The organism is Thalassospira povalilytica, from assembly GCF_002844235.1.
In the GTDB taxonomy this organism is placed as follows: domain Bacteria; phylum Pseudomonadota; class Alphaproteobacteria; order Rhodospirillales; family Thalassospiraceae; genus Thalassospira; species Thalassospira povalilytica.
Map to the genome: position 1 here is coordinate 69,120 of NZ_PGTS01000006.1, position 13,638 is coordinate 82,757.

Annotated in this window: 15 protein-coding genes; 5 read left to right on the forward strand and 10 right to left on the reverse strand. The window is 55.6% G+C overall.

What is annotated here, in order from left to right; all coding sequences use genetic code 11:
• Positions 1-47 precede the first annotated feature (47 nt).
• From CU041_RS15730 to CU041_RS15775, 10 genes are all read right to left on the reverse strand, one after another.
• The gene (locus tag CU041_RS15730; protein ID WP_101247643.1) at positions 48-1,028 is read right to left on the reverse strand and encodes a C4-dicarboxylate TRAP transporter substrate-binding protein; all 981 of its coding nucleotides are present in this window, start codon (positions 1,026-1,028) and stop codon (positions 48-50) included.
• A 509-nt stretch (positions 1,029-1,537) separates the two neighbouring features.
• The gene (locus CU041_RS15735; RefSeq protein WP_101247644.1) at positions 1,538-2,467 is read right to left on the reverse strand and encodes a helix-turn-helix domain-containing protein; all 930 of its coding nucleotides are present in this window, start codon (positions 2,465-2,467) and stop codon (positions 1,538-1,540) included.
• Positions 2,468-2,670: 203 nt separating this feature from the next.
• Positions 2,671-3,471 carry an SDR family NAD(P)-dependent oxidoreductase gene (locus CU041_RS15740; protein WP_068518511.1) on the reverse strand — a complete coding sequence of 267 codons (801 nt, stop codon included), beginning with the start codon at positions 3,469-3,471 and terminating at the stop codon, positions 2,671-2,673.
• Positions 3,472-3,481: 10 nt separating this feature from the next.
• Entirely contained in the window at positions 3,482-4,354 is an 873-nt protein-coding gene (locus CU041_RS15745; RefSeq protein ID WP_101247783.1) for an amidohydrolase family protein, read from the reverse strand.
• 48 nt (positions 4,355-4,402) lie between these two features.
• Positions 4,403-4,951: a carboxymuconolactone decarboxylase family protein gene (locus CU041_RS15750; RefSeq protein ID WP_101247645.1), complete on the reverse strand. Its 549-nt coding sequence runs from the start codon at positions 4,949-4,951 to the stop codon at positions 4,403-4,405.
• A complete protein-coding gene (locus tag CU041_RS15755; RefSeq protein ID WP_068518513.1) occupies positions 4,948-5,613 on the reverse strand; it encodes a glutathione S-transferase N-terminal domain-containing protein in 666 nt (221 codons plus the stop codon). Before CU041_RS15755 ends, CU041_RS15750 begins: the two co-directional genes overlap by 4 nt.
• Positions 5,614-5,623: 10 nt before the next feature.
• The gene (locus CU041_RS15760) at positions 5,624-6,934 is read right to left on the reverse strand and encodes a TRAP transporter large permease (protein ID WP_068518514.1); all 1,311 of its coding nucleotides are present in this window, start codon (positions 6,932-6,934) and stop codon (positions 5,624-5,626) included.
• Entirely contained in the window at positions 6,931-7,449 is a 519-nt protein-coding gene (locus CU041_RS15765) for a TRAP transporter small permease subunit (RefSeq protein WP_068518515.1), read from the reverse strand. The genes CU041_RS15760 and CU041_RS15765 overlap by 4 nt, the downstream gene beginning before the upstream one ends.
• Positions 7,450-7,545: 96 nt before the next feature.
• Positions 7,546-8,583 (reverse strand): C4-dicarboxylate TRAP transporter substrate-binding protein, encoded by a 1,038-nt coding sequence (locus tag CU041_RS15770; RefSeq protein WP_068518516.1) that lies wholly within the window; start codon positions 8,581-8,583, stop codon positions 7,546-7,548.
• Between the two features lie 144 nt (positions 8,584-8,727).
• Positions 8,728-9,651: a LysR family transcriptional regulator gene (locus CU041_RS15775; protein ID WP_068518517.1), complete on the reverse strand. Its 924-nt coding sequence runs from the start codon at positions 9,649-9,651 to the stop codon at positions 8,728-8,730.
• A 300-nt stretch (positions 9,652-9,951) separates the two neighbouring features.
• On the opposite strand from CU041_RS15775, the gene CU041_RS15780 reads away from it, so the two are divergent.
• From CU041_RS15780 to CU041_RS15800, 5 genes are all read left to right on the forward strand, one after another.
• On the forward strand, positions 9,952-10,860 hold the full coding sequence (locus CU041_RS15780) for a DMT family transporter (protein ID WP_101247784.1): 909 nt from the start codon (positions 9,952-9,954) through the stop codon (positions 10,858-10,860).
• 142 nt (positions 10,861-11,002) lie between these two features.
• Entirely contained in the window at positions 11,003-12,139 is a 1,137-nt protein-coding gene (locus CU041_RS15785) for a DMT family transporter (protein WP_233433133.1), read from the forward strand.
• Between the two features lie 75 nt (positions 12,140-12,214).
• A complete protein-coding gene (locus tag CU041_RS15790; protein WP_101247786.1) occupies positions 12,215-12,403 on the forward strand; it encodes a type II toxin-antitoxin system HicA family toxin in 189 nt (62 codons plus the stop codon).
• A 46-nt stretch (positions 12,404-12,449) separates the two neighbouring features.
• Positions 12,450-12,818 carry a type II toxin-antitoxin system HicB family antitoxin gene (locus CU041_RS15795; protein WP_101247646.1) on the forward strand — a complete coding sequence of 123 codons (369 nt, stop codon included), beginning with the start codon at positions 12,450-12,452 and terminating at the stop codon, positions 12,816-12,818.
• 140 nt (positions 12,819-12,958) lie between these two features.
• Positions 12,959-13,576 carry a hypothetical protein gene (locus tag CU041_RS15800; RefSeq protein WP_101247647.1) on the forward strand — a complete coding sequence of 206 codons (618 nt, stop codon included), beginning with the start codon at positions 12,959-12,961 and terminating at the stop codon, positions 13,574-13,576.
• Positions 13,577-13,638 lie beyond the last annotated feature (62 nt).

Here is a 13,638-nt window from a genome sequence, read left to right on the forward strand (position 1 = left end):
CGCAAGGCAACGCACCTAGGCAAGGCAGATTGGTCAGGCCGTGTGACTTAGCGGCCCAGAACCTTTTTGACGGTCGCGGCTTCTGCTTCGAGATCAAGCATCTTGTAAACCGGTGCGACAGCCTCCTTGAACGGGGCCAGATCGACGTCGCTGACGGTCACACCACTTGCGGCAACATCGGCCAGTGCCTTTTCACCCAGTTCGATGGTCAACTGGGATGCGTAACGGCCATCTTCAACGGCAAGATCACGCACGATTTTCTGGTTTTCCGGGGAAATTTCATCCCACGCCTGCGCCCCGACAACAAGGGCGGTAACCAGCTGAATGTGACCGGTCTTGGTGACGTTCTTGATCACTTCATAAAGCTTGGCATTCCAGATGGCGGTCGGCTGGGCTTCGGCAGCATCAATCGAGCCAAGCTGCAAGGCGGTGTAAACTTCGCCCCACGCGATCGGGGTCGGTTCTGCCCCCATGGCACGAATGGTTTCGATCCAGACCGGCGCACCGATGGTCCGCATACGCACACCGGAAAGATCGGCCGGGCTTGAAATCGGCTTTTGCGTCAGGGCATGGCGTGCGCCCTGATACCAGTTCGATGCGATCATCACGAGACCGGATTTTTCGCGCAACTCATCACCCCAGGCGATGTATTCCGGCGACAGGGCAAATTTGTCGGCTTCTTCATAGGTATCAAACAGGAATGGCGCCGACATGATGGCAAGTGACGGTACAAAACTTGAAAGACGGGCCACATCCGTCACGGTGCCGACCGCCGCACCCGCGCGGGCCTGATCGATCATTTCGGTGGTATCGCCAAGCTGCGAGTTGTGGAACACCTCGATGATCACATCACCATTGGTCGCCTTTTCCACATCGGCCTTGAATTTTTCAAGTCCCTGGCCCATCGGATCATTCGGCGACAAAACCGTTCCGATCCGAAGCGTGGTTGCCGCAGTTGCCGGCACCGCCAGCGCCACCGCACCGGCCAGTACGGCACAGAGTCCGAGTGTTTTCACAGTCACTTTCATTTGGATGTCCTCCCGTTGGATTGGCATTTTGCCTAAATTGATATTTTAGTTGTTGTGAAATCCTAATTACGATTCAGCGATCTTGTCAACGGATTTCTCAACTTGTAAAAATCGTTTAATTTCAATTATTTATTTTGATTATATGTTTTATGATCGGCGCGCTTGTAATCAACCAACACGCAAATAGCGGTCAGGATGCACTGCCACTCGGCCCGAAAACCGGTGTTATTTCGGGATATGCCGCGCGGCAAAAATGTGCGTGCTGATGGTCAAATTGCCGTCCGCTTTATGTGCGTTTCGAGCAGGCTGGCGCACGCCGTGCGAAACAGCCCAACAACCAACCAAACAACCGAACACCCAAGCACCCAAGCACCCAAGCACCCAGACAGGTGGCATTGATCCGGGAACACGGGAACACCCCGCCGGTTTCTGGTCATGCAACACAGTGATTTTGGATCAAAAGCCGACAGGCAGAAGGGATTTGATACGCAGACCTCTATCCCCCGCCGTCAGCGGGCAATATTGCGGTATTTCGCCGGGGTCAGACCGGTAAAGTGGCTGAACCGTGTGGTCAGATGTGCCTGGCTTGAAAACCCGGTGGCCAGAGCGATTTCGGCAACAGATGCCCGGTCATCGCGCAACATTTCCATGGCGCGTTCGATACGCTGGCGCAAAACAAATTTGTGGGGTGCCTCGCCCACGGTTTTGCGGAACATCCGCGCAAAGTGGTAAGCCGACAAATCGGCAACTTCTGCCAGATCTTCGATGGTCAGTGGTTGGTCAAGATGGGCTTCGACAAAGTCGAAAACCCGCCGTTTGACGACCGGGGACAATCCGCCGCGCACCGCAAAGCCAAGATCGCGCCGCGTCGAATAACTGCGCAGCATATGCCCCATCAACAATTGCCCGGCATTGGACATGGCCATTCGGTCGGCCGGCACATTCCAGTCAAGCGGCAGCATGGCCTGACGCACGGTCTGTTCGATCAGGGGATCAAGGAAAAAGGTTTTCTCGGGCACCTCGACCGCATTGGGTTCGATATCGAAGGCCTCGACCACCGCCCGTTCCCAGGCGGCATGGGGGATATAAAGGTGGAACAACTCCACCTCACCCTGAACCAGCCAGTCCGACGTCATGAAAGCCGGCATCAGGCAACAGCGCCCCGGTCCGCCACCGGTCACCGGATCGGGACCAAGTTGGCGCTGGATGCCTGTTCCGCCATTGATATACAGGCTGATCGTGTGATGATCCGGGTCGGTATATCTGGTGGTGACATGGGCCTTGCGCCGCCAATGGGCCGCCGAAATGCCGTCACCGAAATCCCCCGCGCGCAGCAGATTAGCATCCCCGATCAACTGATTGAAGACTTCAAACTTCTGATAGCGGCCGTTGGGCTGAAAACCCGATCCGGCACATTCTGTGGCAAGCGGCTCTGACATCAAGGCATCCTGAAATTCCAGAATGTGATCATCGCACCGGCCTTGCCGGTTGCAAAGCCCGTTCCACGCATCCCTGCCCTGAATTGCGCAAGAATATATAAAAGCCGGAAAAAAAGAATGGCGATGAGCCAAGGCCCATCGCCGCACACTGCATGACGCAGAAGGAAGTTTATTGTCCGGTAGAAATTTACAAGTTCATTTGATCAGTCACAGCGCGCCGTCATGCCGCCATCAACAACGATTTCGGTCCCGGTGATAAAGCGGGCCTCGTCCGATGCCAGAAACAGCGCCGCATTGGCGGTGTCGCGACCATCGCCCATGAACCCAAGCGGAATACGCGCAAGACGTTGCGCCAGCAACGCATCGACATCGCCGCCAGCCCGTTGCCCGGCAAGGCGGGCTTCGACCATCGGGGTGTGCAACTGCCCGGGCACAACGGTATTTACCCGAACACCCTTGGCGGCATATTCCACCGCGACCACCTTGGAAAACTGGATGACGGCGGCCTTGGTTGCCGCATAGGCCGACTGCGCCGCCCCGGTCCAGCGCATACCAGAGGTCGAGGACGTATTCACAATCGCCCCGCTTTGCTGTTTTTCCATGATCGGCAGCACATTGCGGCAGGTCAGATAGACACTTTTCAGATTGAAATCGACTTGCTTGTCCCAGACATCTTCGGTCATGTCAGCCGGTCCGCCCTTGGCCGAGCCGCCGACATTATTGACCAGAATATCGACCCGCCCGAAATGATCGACACAGGCGCGAACCATCGCGGCAACCGCATCACCATCGGTGATGTCACAGATATGACCGACGATTTCACCGCCGACATTGCGGGTCCGTTCGATGGTTTCTTCAAGCGCGTCCGGGTTCAGATCAACTGCAAAGATCTTTGCCCCTTCCTCAGCGAAACGGACCGCCGTTGCCCGCCCGTTGCCCCAGCCCGGCCCGACACATCCGGCACCGGTTACAATTGCAATACGTCCTTCAAGGCGTCTTGTCATACCGGCCCCCTTATTTGTCAAAACGGTAAAAACGATGCGGGTTATCGACCAGAAGTGCCTGTTGCAATTCGGCAGTCGGGGCGATTTCCGGGATCAGATCGACCAGAACGCCGTCATCAGGCGCATCGGCCCGGAAATTCGGATGTGGCCAGTCTGTCCCCCACAGAACACGGTCCGGGAACCGTTCGACCAGGGTACGTGCAAACGGAACCGCATCGCCATATGGCGCGTCCTGACGCGATGCGCGTTCACAGCCCGACACCTTGACCAGAAGATGATCGTTTTCCATCAGGCGCAGCAATGCATTGAACGGTGCCTGATCCAGACCAAGGGAAGCATCCACGCGCCCCATATGGTCAATCACCACCGGCACGCTTGATTTGGCAAGACCATCTGCCATGCCTTCGATCAGGCTGCTTTCCATATGGATTTGCAGGTGCCAGTCAACTCTGGCCAGACGATCGGCCAGACGCAAAAGCTCGTCAATCGATGCCCCGGGCACAAGATGGGCCATATAGTTAAACCGGATGCCGCGAACGCCCAGATCATCCAGACGGCGGATTTCGTCGTCTTCGACCGTTACCGGCAACAGCGCAACACCAAGATAATCACCCTTGCGGGCGTACATGGCATCAAGCATGGCGCGGTTGTCAAACCCGTGCACACCCGACTGCACAATCACGCATTTTTCAATGCCGATCATGTCATGCAGGGCAAACAGCGTTTCCTTGGGCGCATCGCCCGGCTGAAGTTTGCTTTGCGGTGAATAGGGAAATACAGCAGCAGGACCGAAAACATGACAATGGGTATCGCAAGCGCCTTTGGGCATGGTGAATTTCGGCTGCGTTGGCGCAGGTTTATAGGTGATGGGCGCAGTATTCATGGCCATCCTCGTTGGTATTGATGTCAAAAACAGTGTGGTCCCGAAACCCTATTCCAGTTCGGGTACAGCCCCGTCGGGCGGCGGCAGTTCAAACACATTGATCGTCATGGAGATCAGCGTGTAATAGCCAAGGATACCGGTCAGATCGACGACCGCCTCCTGACCAAGAACCTTGACCGCGCGGGCATAAAGTTCGTCGCCAATATGGCGTTCGGTATGAAGGGTAATCGCATAGTCATAGACCACCGCTTCGTCTTCGTTTTCAAAGACCGGCTGCCGGTCGGTGCGGATCGCCTCGACAATGTCGGGGCTGATACCGGCTTTAAGGGCGATGACCTTGTGCGCGGCCCATTCGAATTCGGATTTCCAGACACGCGCAGTTGCCAGAATGGCAAGTTCCGACAGCCGTGGTTCAAGCAAGGAATCATAGCGGCAATACCGGCCAAGTGCCTGTGCCCGATCAGCAAGATCCGGACGATTGAGCCACACGGCAAGCGGCCCGCGCACCCGGCCACGCGGACCGGATGCAATGGCGTCATACACTTCTTTCTGGCGCGGGGTCAGGTTTTCGGGTTGCAGGGATGCAATACGGGTCATGCCGGGATCTCCGCGGGGCGTTCGGTTCGTCCAAAGGCCGCCTCGGCAGCCGCAAATTCGTCAAGCCAGTCAACAATCACCGGATAGGTTTGCCGCCATTCAACCGGCTGGCGCCAATCAAGATATCCCAGCGCACAGGCCAGACTGATCGACACCACATCGGTTTTGCGCGGATCGGGCAAAGCGGTTTGCATCGCATCAAGCGCCCGGCTGATTTTACCGCGCTGATGATCAAGCCAGATTTCCGAAATCTGTGACGGATCACGAAAACGTCCTTCATAGACCATCAACAAGGCAGCATCGGCAATCCCGTCGGCAAGGGTCGCACGGGTCAATATACGGGCCCGTTCATCCACCGCCTCGGGGATCAGTCTGTTTTGTCCCGACCAGCGATCAAGAAATTCAATGATCACCCGGCTGTCATAAAGAATGCTGCCATCTTCAAGGATCAGACACGGAATTTTGCCAAGCGGGTTCTGCTGACGCAGGGTGTCGCTTTGATCACGGGTGTCGGCGGGCTGAACGTCAATCCGTCCGGACAATCCCAGAACATCCATGGCAATGCGGACCTTGCGCCCGAACGGGGATGTCAGGGTTGATCGCAACAATTTCGGTCCGGGCAGTTTGCCGTCAAACGGGAAAAGGTTTTGTGCTGAATTCATCCTGCGATCCTCAATTCATCGATTCTGGCAGGAACAGCGCCATTTGCGGGAACAGGCACAGCAACAGCAACATCACAAAACCGGCCGCGATATAGGGCAACAATCCGCGGAATACATCTTCGAGACGCACACGCCCGTCAGAGGCCGCCTGCACGACAAAGCAGTTGATCCCGACCGGTGGTGTGACCGCGCCGATTTCCACCAGCAACACCACAAACACCCCGAACCAGATCGGATCAAATCCAAGGTTCATCATCACCGGATGGGTGATCGGAAGCGTGATGGCCAGCAATGCCGGGGCATCCATCATCATGCCAAGCAGCAAATAGATGCCGACAATGATCAGAACGACGATCCAGCGATTGACCTCAAGCCCGATCAGGAAACCGCCAATCGCATTGGCCACACCGCTGAGCGCCAGGAATTTCGAAAAGACCAGCGCACAGATGATGATCGCGAAAATCATGCCCGACGTCTTGATGGTATCCATCAAGGTTTTGCTCAGTTCCAGTTTGCGGATACTGCGCTGACGCATGATTGCCAGAACAAAGGTCAGTCCCGCACCAATGCCCCCGGCCTCGGTCGGGGTGAAAACCCCAAGATAAAGCCCGGAAATGATGCAAATGATGACAAACAGCAGCGGCCCGGCCAGACGAAGGGAATAAAGCTTTTCCTTCATCGGGACATTGGTGGCGGTAACCGGCGCCAGATCAGGATTACGCATCACGGTCAAATAGGTCGCAATACACAGAAGAACCGCAAAGACACCGCCGGGAATGACACCGGCAACCAGCAAACCGCCGATGCTTGAATCCGTCAGGATGCCATAGACCACCACAAGCGCACTGGGCGGGATCATCACGGCCAGCGTCCCGGCAATGGCAATCGATGCCGATGCCAGACGTTTGTCATAGCCACGTGCGAGCATTTCCGGCAGGGCAAGCTTGGTAAAGACCGTGGCAGTCCCGACACTTGATCCGGACGCCGCACCGAATGCCGCCGCCCCCATCGTGGTCGAAATCGCAAGTCCGCCCTTTAAATTGCCAAGCCACTTGGTGGCGGCTTCAAACATGTCTTCGCCAAGGCCCGCGCGCATCGCAAAAAAGCCCATCAGCAAAAACAGCGGAATAACACTGAAATGGAAGCTGTGCGTGGTGTCAAAAAACACCGTCGACAGCATGGCGGTCGCCCCCTTGGTCCCGACCAGGGCCGCAAGACCGGCCGCGCCGACAACACCAAGCGCAACCATCACATTCGCGCCAAACAGGATGGCGGCAAACAGGGCCACAATGCCCAAAGATCCGATTTCAAGCCCCGTCATTGGCCCACGGCCTCCTTGTTTGGCGCAGACCCGATCAGTTCACGCATGAAATCGAGTGCAAACTGAATGGCAAGCATCGTCAGTCCGAAGAAAATCACAAATTTGACCGGATAAAGCGGATAGCGAACCGATCCCCATTGCTGTTCATTGATCGCAAAGGACCGCATCGCAAATTCCCAGCCCGCCTGTGCACACCAGGCAAAGAACACGCAGCCCAGTGCGAGAACAAACAAACGCAACGGTTTTTGCATAAAGACCGGCATGTGCTGAAGAACGACGGTGACCTTGATATGGCCACCTTCATACTGGGTCAGTGCAAGCGACAGGAACACCAGGACCGTCAACATGGTTTCGGTGATTTCAAGGGCGCCCTGCACCGGGGAATTGAATAAGAAGCGCGACACTGCATTGGCCACAACCAGCATCATCATGGCAAAGGTTGTGTAGCCTGCGACAAATCCGCAGCCGCGCAGGAACCGGCCATAGGACTGGCAGATCCGTTCGAACAACGACATTGATGGAAACTCCACTTAATCCGCGTCACCACATTTCATGGTGCCAAACCCGTCCCGGGAAACGGGCATTCCCGGGACGGTGAATGTCGGCAACTCTTAGAATTCGAGTTCCGAAACAATTTCCTGGGCCGGAAGGCCCGCGGCTTCGGCGCGCGCGATCCATTCCTGACGGACAGCCTGGATGCGTTCGTCCTTGATCACGGAGACCAGTTCTTCTTTCGGGAACTGAATGACTTCAACCCCCTTGGCCGGCCAGCCGGCACGGACGTCCTTGATGGTTTTTTCCAGCTCGTCATTATAGGCATCGGCATATTCCTGACCGAGCTTGTCGACCACCGCACGGGTGGCATCATCCATGGCGTTGTAGGTATCAAGGTTCATCGCGATCAGGTGACCGAATGACGCGCCAAGCGGAATTTCGATATAGTATTTGGCAACCTCGTCATATTTCCAGCCATAGGCCAGCGCCGGACCAATCGGCGTGCAATCAAGGATGCTGGTTTCAAGTGCTTCGTAAGCTTCCGACGTTGCAATCGAAACCGGGGTTGCGCCAAGTGCCTCGACCAGTGCCGGATAGGCAAAGCCATAGGTACGGATACGCTTGCCCTTGAGATCGGCCAGCGAACGGATCGGTGACGTGCACAGCAGGCCATAGCTTTCAAGCGGACGGAACCCGACGGCCTTAAGGTTGTAATTGGCCAGTTCCTGGCTGAATTGCGGATATTTGGCGTGCCATTTTTCCATCAGATGCGCGATTTCGATCGTCGAATTCGGCTGCGGAATGAAGAAACCAACGGCGTTATTGAGCGGGAATTTATCGGCAAAATACGGTGTGACAATATCGCCGAATTCACCAACGCCAGCACTGAGCGCATCGGGAATTTCACGGGTCTTGGCAACCGAACCACCCCAGAAAACTTCGATTTCATGTTCGCCATTGGTGCGTTTTTTGAATTCATCAACGAACCACTGGGTCGAAATCGCCTGTGCGTCGCCAGCACCCTGCGGCTTGAAGGTCAGCCATTTATAGGTTTCTGCCGATGCATTATTTGCAAAAGAAGTGGTCGCAACCCCAAGCGCAACCATCGCCATTGCAGCGGATGCAATCATCCCGCCTTTACCAAAACGTTTCATCATTCCTCCCTGGGCCGCGTGGGCCTGGTTACCAATCTTCTTGTTTGCGACAGATGCCCATCTGCCGGTCCTCATTGATTAGTCGCGCCGCGACCTATAATTCAAATACTATGTAATTATGCTTCCCATACCTTTGCGGCATGGCTATTTCCAGATACCGGCCGCAACCAGATCATCAACGATCTCGTGGATCATCTGTTCGACAACACTCAGGGTGCGTTTGCGTCCCTGATCCATGCGCATGGCCACGCAAAGCCGCCATGTGATTGCCGGATCGACAATCGGCATGGCTTCGAGTACCCCGCTTTGCACATCGGAAATGATCGCCCCATAGGTCAGGATCGTGAATCCGTGGCCATAGCGCACCAGCGACTTGGTATGGCCGATCCCGTCCGATCGGGTTTCGATATTGAGCGACACGTCATGCTTTTCGGCATAGCTGTCGACCAGAATGCGCAGGAAATTCGGTCGACTCGGCATGATCAGCGGATAGCTTGCGGCCTCTTTGAGGCTGTAGGACGGCTTTGAAAGCGTGCCCGATCGCCCGACCAGACAAAGATGTTCGACCAGAAGTTCGGTGATCTGGATATCATCGCGCGGGGTCGGGTCATGCATGACCGCAACCCCGATTTCGTTGTTGGCCATTTTCTGTTCAAGATCGGCACTGAAGCCTTCGACAAAGCGCAATTCGATATCGGGATACAGCGCCTTGCTGCGTTCAAGCAGACGCGGGGCGATGAATTCCCCCGGTGTCGGCGGCATCCCCACCGACACCACCCCGCCCAGATGGGTTGAATGAATGGTGATGTCATGATGGGTTTGCTGCAACTGATTGAACATCAGATAGGCACGGCGCAACAGGATTTCGCCCGCCTCGGTCAGGTCCGCCCCGCGTACCGTGCGGGTAAACAGCTGCACCTTAAGGTCTTCTTCAAGCCGCTTGATCTGACGGCTCAATGCAGGTTGTGCGATGCGCAGGCGGTTTGCCGCCCGGGTGAAACTTTTTTCTTCGGCGACACTGACAAAGTATCGCAAGGCCCGCAGTTCCGGTTGCCATTCCCCGTTCATCCGGCTCCCCTTCCCGGTAATTCATGATCATGCTTTTTCTTGCTGATGGTCCGGCCCCTATAACCGGACGGCATAATCAAGGCCAAGCCCCCACAAAATTGCAATAGCCGATAACCCTGAGATTTTCGTCAACCGACCCCAAAACACCGCAAGAACGTGAAAGAACAAAATCCCGGCTTATGGCTTAATCGGGCATGACGGTTATGCCCCACATGGCCGTTGCACAACCAAGCCCTTCTTGCGTCACCACGCTTCCCCTTTATGTGCCGTTACGGCGCCACGCTGTTTGAAAGCCCCGAAATGACTGCCCTTTTATTTGCCATTGTTACATTCTGCTGGGGCTTTACCTGGTATGCGATCAAGCTTCAGATCGGTCCGATCCCGGTTGAAATTTCGATCTTCTATCGCTTTGCCCTTGCCGCGGCCGTGCTGTGCGGCTTTTTGGTGCTGTCGCGCAAATGGCGCCCGGTGCCATGGCGCGCCCATCCGTGGATCGTGCTTCTGGGTTGCGGGCTTTTTGGCATCAACTTTATCCTGATGTATTCGGCCACCGCCTATATCGCATCGGGCATTGTGGCAGTGATTTTCACCACCTCGACCATTTTCAATGCGCTGGGCAACTGGGCCTTTTATGGCAATCGTCCAGGTGTGCGCTTTGTGTTTGGTGCGGCCTTCGGGCTTGGCGGGATTGCCTGCCTGTTTGCCAATCAGATTTACGCGCTTTCGCATAATCCCCATGCGATCACCGGCATGTTGCTGGCCCTGTGCGGGACAGCTGTGTTCAGTTGCGGCAACATGGTATCGGTCAAGCTGCATTCCATGGGCATTCCCAATCGCGATGCGGTTGCGCGCGGCATGATTTACGGCACTGTGTTGCTGTTTATCTTTGCCACCTTGCGCGGCCAGACACCGGTGATGCCGACCGACCCGATCTATATCGGCGGGTTGCTGTATCTTGCCATTCCGGGTTCGGTGGTGGCGTTCATCGCCTATCTCGCGCTGGTCAACCGGGTTGGTGCGGGGCGTGCGGCCTATGTCACTGTCCTGTTCCCGGTTGTCGCCCTTACGGTTTCGACCTTCCTTGAAGGCTATGTCTGGACCCCGATTGGCGCGACCGGCCTTGCCATGGTGTTGCTGGGCAATATCACCATCTTTGCCAAACTGCCGAAATTCATCCGCCTTCCGGGAAATACCGCACCAGTCAAATAACCCTCAATACCGGTCATCAGGCTTCAGGTCCGAAAATGGCGAGCAGCAAGATTGTTGCTCGCCTATTTTTTTGCGTGTCACCGGGGCGTCCCCGCCCGAAAAGCACCAGCCCGGCAAGCACCAGCAAAGAACGGACAAAATCATGCTCCCTACCGAAATCACGCCCAAACGCTTTGCGCTTGAAGAAAATCATCAATCAGGCAAACCTGTTTATCCGCAAGATGACAGCAACCGCCTTGCCGCCACTGCCTCCTCGCCCAAGGCCACGGCCACCCGTCAGGGACATTTGCGCAAACAGGAAACCCGCCCCATGCCCACACAGCCACAACGCCTGCCCGATCTCAAGATGGATGGAACAAGCTGGGCGATGTTGCTCATTCTTTCGGTTCTTTGGGGCGGATCGTTTTTCTTTACCGAAATCGCGCTTGTAGATCTTCCGCCCTTTACGCTTGTGCTGTGCCGGGTGACGATTGCGTCGCTGATCCTGTGGTGGGTGGTGTTGCTCCGTCACATCCCGATCCCGCGTGATCCGAAATTCTGGGGCGCGATTGTCATTATGGGTGCGTTTAACAATCTGGTGCCATTTTCGCTGATTGTCTGGGGACAGACCCATATTGCAAGCGGCCTTGCCGCCATCCTCAATGCGACCACCCCGCTTTTCACCATCGTCATCGCCCATATCGCCACCGACAATGAAAAGCTCAATCTGCGCAAGGCGCTGGGTGTGCTGATCGGCTTTGCCGGGGTGGTGGTGATCATCGGCCCGCCGGGTGGTGAAACCATTGCCGCCAAGGGCGAAAACGCCCTTAAACCGGCTTCTGCACTGGCACCGCTTGCCCCCTTTGCCATCCTGCTTGCGACATTCTGTTATGGCTGCACCGGGGTGTTTGGCAAACGGTTTGGCGGCATGAACCCGATCCTGACCGCAGCCGGCATGACCAGTGCATCAAGCATCCTGCTGATCCCGCTTGCCGCGATCATCGACCGCCCCTGGACCCTGCCGGTGCCCTCCCCCGAAACCCTGATGGCAGTCTTCGGCATCGCCGCCCTTTCGACATCGCTTGCCTATATCCTCTATTTCGCGATCCTCAAACGCGCCGGGGCATCCAACCTTCTGCTCGTCACCTTCCTGATCCCGGTCAGCGCGATATTGCTCGGTGTCGGTTTCCTTGGTGAAACGCTTCTGGTGCAACACATCATCGGAATGGGCGTGATCGGGGTTGGGTTGGCGGTGATTGATGGGCGGTTGGTGCGGCACCTTGGTAATAAAGACAACTAATGCGCATTACGCGCATTAACATTGACTTGTTCTCTCACTATACGCATAATGCGCATAACGAAAAGAAAGGAGGCCATGGATAGCAGGGAAATACTCAAACGGCTGAAAGATGACGGCTGGGAAATCGTTCGCACAAAAGGCAGTCATCACCAGCTTGCGCACCCGACAAAACCGGGCCGCGTTACAGTGCCTCATCCCAAACGGGAGATCCCAAAGGGCACCGTCAAAAGCATTGAAAGGCAATCGGGTATTAAACTGCTGTAAAGGCTTCCCGGTTCCTTACGGGAAATGGAAACAGGATGACAACAGAATGAAACAGACCTATTGGGGTTTGGTCCACACTGACGATGACGGCGGCTTCGGGATTTCCTTTCCGGATTTCCCGGGTTGCGTCAGCGCAGCAGATACAATGACGGAATTGGTGGAGTTGGGTACAGAGGCCCTTAACTTCCACATTGAGGGCATGCATGAAGACGGCGAAGATATCCCCGTCCCCTCGCCGGTCGTCGAGCTTGATGATGGTGCGGTTGGTATCGTTGCCATCACCGCGACTATTCCGGGAAAAAAACGCCGGATCAACCTCACCCTTGATGCCAACCTGATTGACTTGATTGAGGCGAAATACGGCAAGCGCGCAGTTTCAAGTTTTCTTGAGGAAGCAGGGCGGAAGGCGCTTTAATGGCGGGAAAATAAATCTGTCTCGTTTTCCTTGTCCCCTGTTCCTCGAATGACACCCATCACGCCCCCTTTGAGATAGTGTGCCCCACTGGCTTTGACCGCCGAAGTTCGGTCGTTCAGCAGCTTAGGAATAGACCCAAGATGAACTTCCCACAGAGTAGTGACGCGATACCGCTGATCGGAACAACACTTGGCGGCGTTGTCGTTGGTGTGTTCGCCGCCAACGGCTTCACAGCGTTTCGATGCGGCCTGGAATGGGAGACCCTTGCTGCCGGAGCACTCGGCCTTGTAGGTGGTTTGCTTGCTTACAGAGCCGCCACAACCCAGCAACGCGCTATCGAAGAGCGCAATGCATTTTCGTTTGGGGTACGAACCGACAGTCAACGAAAACAGGGGATCGCGGCAATCAACGAGGTTTTGCAAACCCGGTTCGATGGAAACTTTTACAGTGCCGCCGGAACGTTTCTTAGAAACGCTGTGCCAGAGATCCAAAAAGCTCTGGTCGGCAACGAACCATTGCCCAGAGATCTTGCCAAGATGGTTGCAAGAACAAGCCACTTACTCATTGCCATTGTCGCGCATATTGAAGCAGTCGAGAAACGTCGAGCAGCAATACCGACAATTGCTAATACCCCCTGTGATAGAACAAGCGATGCCCCCCGATTGCGGGAAAACTTCGAAAGACTGATCTCTTGCCTTCATGAAATGGACGAATATTTCAGATTTCCTCACGAACACCTCCTAGGGTCATCGAGTTGAAATCAGTATCTGGCTTTGATATGGCGATGCGCCCGACCCGGCCCTTCGCTGCAGCGCGACGA